Consider the following 6,222-nt stretch of genomic DNA (forward strand, 5'->3'; position numbering starts at 1 on the left):
GGCCCTGTGGGGGCCGCTGCGGATGCGTCGGATTCGTTTGCTCGGCAAGCGCAGCCCATGCCAGCGTGGGCGGCCCGGAGTCGTGACTCGGCCTGGGCCGCGGCGGCTGGCCGGCATGACCCTGCTGGGGTCCGATCGCGAAGGTCAGGCGCGGCCCCTGGGGGTTGCCGATGTGAATGCTCTGCCCGTCGTGGATGTCGACCACCGGCATCCGATAGCCGTTGAGGTAGGTCCCGTTCAGCGAGCCGTTGTCGATTGCCAGCCAACGGCCTTGGTCGAACCGCACGATCAGATGTGCGCGCGAAATCCGCGGATCGGCGATGCGCACATCGGCCTGCACGTCGCGCCCGACGACCACCTCGTGGCCGGCCGCGAAGGATCGTTGGGACCCGTCATGCCGAATTGTCAGAATGGGCGGGGCGGGTCGAGTCACCACTCAAGTATCGGCCAGCGTTGGCAGTGCGCTCTATTGGAGCCACCTGTGACTTCCCTTTGTCTCGATTCGGCCACTCATAGCCCTTTCATAGCCTGCTGAGACGAATCGCCTACTGGCGTGCGGCATTATTCGAACGGGAGGGGTGCAATAAGGGTTGCGTCCGCGCGCGTCGAGCACACTGTGGTGCCGGCACGCGAGACGCGGCAGCGGGCCCAATCGCGATGCGCACGCCCAGGGTGCTGCGATCCGCAGCACAGCGCGGCGACACCAGGGGGCGGTGCCGGAAACGAGGGGGCAGGGCATTGATGAACGAGCACAAGGGAACTACTCGGCGCATCGGCGCCGGGCGGCGGCTGTTGAGCAACCCGCGACAAGCCCGCGAGGCGTTGCGCGCGGGGTTTCACTCGCTGCCCGCCATGCCGATCGGGCAGCTGTTCCGCCGGATACCACCGGTCGATTCTTTCCCGAGCGCGGAACCCGTGGCCGCCCAACAGCTCAACGAGTCCAGCGGGCAGCGGCTGGCGGTGGGCAACGGCGCGTCGTTCGCCGGCTACACGATTTTGCGGCAGCTCGGTGCCGGCGGCATGGCCGAGGTCTACCTGGCGTTGCATCCCCGGCTGCCCCGCCGCGACGTGATCAAGGTGCTCGCCGAAGCGGTGACCGCCGACCCGGAGTTTCGCGAAAGATTCAATCGCGAGGCCGATCTCGCCGCGACGCTGTGGCATCCGCACATCGTGGGCGTGCACGACCGAGGCGAATTCAACGGGCACCTGTGGATTTCGATGGACTACGTCGAGGGCACCGACGCCTCCCGGCTGGTCAAAGAGAACTACGCCGAGGGGATGCCCATCCACGAGGTGTGCGCCATCGTGCAAGCGGTGGCGGGCGCGCTGGACTACGCCCACGACCGCGGACTGCTGCACCGCGACGTCAAGCCGGCCAACATCCTGCTCACCCACCCCGAGGAGGGGGAGCGCCGAATCTTGTTGGCGGACTTCGGGGTTGCGCGCCACCTGGGTGACATCAGCGGGATCACCGAGACCAACGTCGCCGTCGGAACCGTGGCGTACGCCGCGCCCGAGCAGCTGGCGGGTTCGCCCATCGACGGCCGGGCTGATCAATACGCTTTGGCCGCAACGGCTTTCCACCTGCTCACCGGGGCGCCGCCGTTTCAGCATTCCAACCCGATCGCGGTGATCAGCCAGCACCTGCACCAGGAACCGCCGCGCCTCAGCGATTTCCGCCCCGACCTCGCCGAGCTCGATGAGGTGTTCGCTCGGGCCCTCGCCAAGCGCCCCGAGGACAGGTTCGAGCGGTGCCGCGCGTTCGCCACCGCTGTCAGCGAGTCGTCCGGTGCCGCCTCCGAGTTCGGGCGTGGCGACGCGCCCCGCGCCGTGGTGGCGGCGGAGCATCGCCGGCGCGGCCCCGCCGGCGTCATTGCCGTTCTGGGACACCGTTTTTCGTCGAAAACCCGATGGGCGACCGCGCTGGTGTGTGCGGTGCTCATCGCCGTGGCGGCGACCTGGTCGATCCTCTACTCCTTTCAGCCCGGCACGCCGCCGAGCAACCCGGCGCTCGCCTCCAAGCCGTCGGTGCCCGCGGCGAGTGCCGCGCCCACCGCGGGCGGACCCGTGCTCAACGGGACCTATCAGCTGGCCTACGACCAGGCCAAGCGCACCACCAACGGCATCTCGATCCGGCACGGCGGCGCCGCCACCAACTGGTGGGCTTTCCGGTCGGTGTGTACCGCCAACGGATGCGCGGCCACGGGCACCCAGCTGGACGACGCCACCCACCAGGTGGCCAACACCACCGATGGCGGACAGACCGACACCCTGCGCTTCGTGGGCGGCTACTGGCAGGGTGCGCCCGTACAGCAGCGGGTGGGCTGCATCCAGCCCAACGGTCAGGTGCGGGCCACCCAGCAGGAAACCATCGCCTGGTCGCTGGCGCCGCAGGCGGACGGCACGCTGCGCGGTACGGAGACCGAGACGGTGCTCAGCAACGAATGCGGGGCCCAGGGAGCGGTGGTGCGGGTGCCGGTGGTGGCCACCCGGGCGGGCGATGCGCCCGCGAAGGTGGCGCTGGGCGATCCCATTCAGGTCATCAACACCTCGACCACCGCGTCGGCCCCGGCGCCGCCGGTGCTCGGCGGGTTGTGCAGCGACGTCGGCAAGGTGGCCTACGACCCGACCAATAACGAGCAGATCGTCTGCGAGGGCAGCAGCTGGGCCAAGGCGCCGATCACGATGGGCGTGCACGCCGCGGGTAGCTCCTGCGACCGGCCGAACACCTCCGTGTTCGCCATGAGCACCTCCAGCGACGGCTATCTGCTGCAGTGCGATCCGGTCACCCGGACCTGGACGCGTCCGGCGGGGTAGTCGGTCTCGCGGGGTGGGTCGGTCTCCGGGTACACGCAGTGAGTTTCAGACTCGCTAGCGCATGCGCTGGCAGGCCCCGCCGACCTGGTAAAACCGCCGCCACGGCACTTGTCGGTGATCGGTTCTACCCTGTTGGCATGGCATTCGCCACGGAACATCCCGTAGTAGCGCATTCGGAGTACCGCCCAGCCGAAGCGGCCGTGGAGGGGTTGGTGCGCGTCGGCGGCCACTTCGAGGTCGTCAGCCCGCACCAACCCGCCGGGGACCAGCCGGCCGCCATCGAGGAGCTGGAACGCCGGATCAGGGCGGGAGAGCGCGACGTCGTGCTGCTCGGCGCCACCGGTACCGGCAAGTCGGCGACCACCGCCTGGCTCATCGAGCGGCTGCAGCGGCCCACCCTGGTGATGGCGCCCAACAAGACGCTGGCGGCGCAGTTGGCCAACGAGTTGCGAGAGATGTTGCCGCACAACGCCGTTGAATACTTCGTCTCGTATTACGACTACTACCAGCCCGAGGCGTACATCGCGCAGACCGACACCTACATCGAAAAGGACAGCTCCATCAACGACGACGTGGAGCGGCTACGGCACTCCGCGACGTCGTCGCTGCTGTCGCGCCGCGACGTGGTCGTGGTGGCGTCGGTGTCCTGCATCTACGGCCTGGGCACCCCGCAGTCGTATCTGGACCGCTCGGTCGAGCTGCAGGTCGGCAATGAGGTGCCCCGGGACGGTCTGCTGCGGCTGCTGGTCGACGTCCAGTACACCCGCAACGACCTGTCGTTCACCCGCGGCTCGTTCCGGGTGCGCGGCGACACGGTGGAGATCATCCCGTCCTACGAAGAGCTGGCGGTGCGCATCGAGTTCTTCGGCGACGAGATCGAGGCGCTGTACTACCTGCACCCCCTGACGGGTGACGTCATCCGCCAGGTCGACTCGCTGCGGATCTTCCCGGCCACCCACTACGTCGCCGGCCCGGAGCGGATGGCGATGGCGATCTCGACGATCGAAGCCGAGCTGGCCGAGCGGCTGGCCGAGCTGGAGGGCCAGGGCAAGCTGCTCGAGGCGCAGCGGTTGCGGATGCGCACCAACTACGACATCGAGATGATGCGCCAGGTTGGCTTCTGCTCGGGCATCGAAAACTACTCAAGGCACATCGATGGCCGGGGCCCGGGCTCACCGCCGGCCACGCTGCTGGACTACTTCCCGGAAGACTTCCTGCTGGTCATCGACGAATCGCACGTCACCGTCCCGCAGATCGGCGGGATGTATGAGGGCGACATGTCGCGCAAACGCAACCTGGTCGAGTACGGCTTCCGGCTGCCGTCGGCGTGCGACAACCGCCCGCTGACCTGGGAGGAGTTCGCCGATCGGATCGGGCAGACGGTGTACCTGTCGGCCACCCCCGGCCCCTACGAGCTCAGCCAGTCCGGTGGCGAGTTCGTCGAGCAGGTGATCCGGCCCACCGGCCTGGTCGACCCAAAAGTCGTCGTCAAGCCGACCAAGGGCCAGATCGACGACCTGATCGGCGAAATCCGCAAGCGCACCGAGGCCGACGAGCGGGTGCTGGTGACCACGCTGACCAAGAAGATGGCCGAGGACCTCACCGACTACCTGTTGGAGATGGGCATCCGGGTGCGCTACCTGCACTCCGAGGTCGACACGTTGCGCCGGGTCGAGCTGCTGCGTCAGCTGCGGCTGGGCGAATACGACGTGCTGGTCGGCATCAACCTGCTGCGCGAGGGGCTGGACCTGCCCGAGGTGTCCCTCGTGGCGATCCTGGACGCCGACAAAGAGGGCTTCCTGCGGTCATCGCGCAGCCTGATCCAAACCATCGGCCGCGCCGCCCGCAACGTCTCCGGTGAGGTGCACATGTACGCCGACACCATCACCGACTCGATGAAGGAGGCCATCGACGAGACCGAACGGCGGCGGGCCAAGCAGGTCGCGTACAACGAGGAGCACGGCATCGACCCGCAGCCGCTGCGCAAGAAGATCGCCGACATCCTCGACCAGGTCTACCGCGAGGCCGACGACAGCGAGACCGTGGAGATCGGGGGGTCGGGCCGCAACGCGTCCCGTGGCCGGCGGGCGCAGGGCGAGCCCGGTCGCGCCGTCAGCGCCGGGGTGTTCGAGGGCCGCGACACGGCCAGCATGCCTCGCGCCGAACTGGCCGACCTGATCAAGGACCTGACCGCGCAGATGATGGCCGCCGCGCGGGACCTGCAATTCGAGCTGGCGGCGCGGTTCCGCGACGAGATCGCCGACCTCAAGAAGGAACTGCGGGGGATGGACGCCGCCGGCCTGAAATGAGTTTGCTGGCAACCGATCTGCGGCTCTTGTCGCCGCGGCACCCCATACGGTGGAGTAGTGACCGACGCGGCGACTATCACCGGCGGCTGGCGTGAGCTGCTGGGCCCGAGGTATCTGAGGACTTCCATCCTGCTGGCCGGCGGGGTAGCGCTCTACGCCACCAACGAGTTCCTGACCACCAGCTTGTTGCCCAACACCATCGCGGAAATCGGCGGCAGCCGGCTCTACGCGTGGGTGACGACCCTATATCTCGTCGGGTCCGTGGTCGCGGCGACGATGGTCAATCCGATGCTGCTGCGCATCGGCGCGAGGTCGTCATACCTGCTGGGCCTCGTCGTGTTCGGCGTCGCCAGCCTGGTTTGCGCCGCCGCCCCGACCATGCATGTTTTGATTGCTGGCCGGGCCATGCAGGGGGTCGCCGGCGGCTTGCTGGCCGGGCTGGGTTACGCGGTCATCAACTCCGCCCTGCCCCGCTGGTTGTGGACGCGAGGTTCGGCGCTGGTGTCGGCGATGTGGGGAGTGGCGACCGTGGTCGGGCCCACGACGGGCGGCCTGTTCGCGCAGTTCGGCATCTGGCGCTGGGCGTTTGTCGCGATGGCCGTCCTGACCGTGCTGATGGCCCTGCTGGTGCCGGTCGCGCTGGCCCGGGTCAGCCCGACGACCGGCGTCCCGAGGATGAAGGTGCCGGTGTGGTCGCTGCTGATCATCGGCGTGGCCGCGCTGGCCGTCAGCGTCGCGCAGATTCCGCACAACACCGTCGCGACGTTCGGGCTGCTCGCGGCCGGCATCGTGCTGGTGGGCGTGTTCGTGATCGTCGACTGGCGCATGCACGCGGCCATCCTGCCGCCCAGCGTGTTCTCGCCCGGGCCGCTGAAGTGGATCTACCTGACCATGGGCGTGCTGATGGGCGCGGCGATGGTGAACACCTACGTGCCGCTGTTCGGGCAGCGGCTTGCCCATCTGACGCCGATCGCGGCGGGGTTCCTGGGGGCGGCGCTCGCTCTCGGCTGGACGGTCAGCGAGATCGTCAGCGCGTCGCTGGAGAACCCGCGGACCATCGGGTGGGTGGTCATGGTCGCGCCGCTGGTGGCCGCGT

The 6,222-nt window shown here is 68.6% G+C and carries 4 protein-coding genes; 3 read left to right on the forward strand and 1 reads right to left on the reverse strand.

Annotated elements, in window-relative coordinates:
* Positions 1-436: FHA domain-containing protein (locus DQP58_RS25565; protein WP_205869545.1), on the reverse strand; the 436-nt coding region annotated here is incomplete at its 3' end.
* Between the two features lie 305 nt (positions 437-741).
* Between DQP58_RS25565 and DQP58_RS25570 the strand changes: the two genes are divergently transcribed.
* From DQP58_RS25570 to DQP58_RS25580, 3 genes are all read left to right on the forward strand, one after another.
* Positions 742-2,817 (forward strand): serine/threonine-protein kinase, encoded by a 2,076-nt coding sequence (locus DQP58_RS25570; protein ID WP_112710870.1) that lies wholly within the window; start codon positions 742-744, stop codon positions 2,815-2,817.
* 137 nt (positions 2,818-2,954) lie between these two features.
* Positions 2,955-5,126, forward strand: a complete 2,172-nt coding sequence (gene uvrB / locus DQP58_RS25575; RefSeq protein ID WP_112710871.1) for an excinuclease ABC subunit UvrB — start codon at positions 2,955-2,957, stop codon at positions 5,124-5,126.
* A gap of 57 nt (positions 5,127-5,183) precedes the next feature.
* Positions 5,184-6,222 (forward strand): MFS transporter (locus DQP58_RS25580; protein WP_133259437.1); only part of this gene is annotated, 1,039 nt, incomplete at its 3' end.

The organism is Mycobacterium colombiense, assembly GCF_003284975.1.
Taxonomy (GTDB): Bacteria; Actinomycetota; Actinomycetes; order Mycobacteriales; family Mycobacteriaceae; genus Mycobacterium; species Mycobacterium europaeum_A.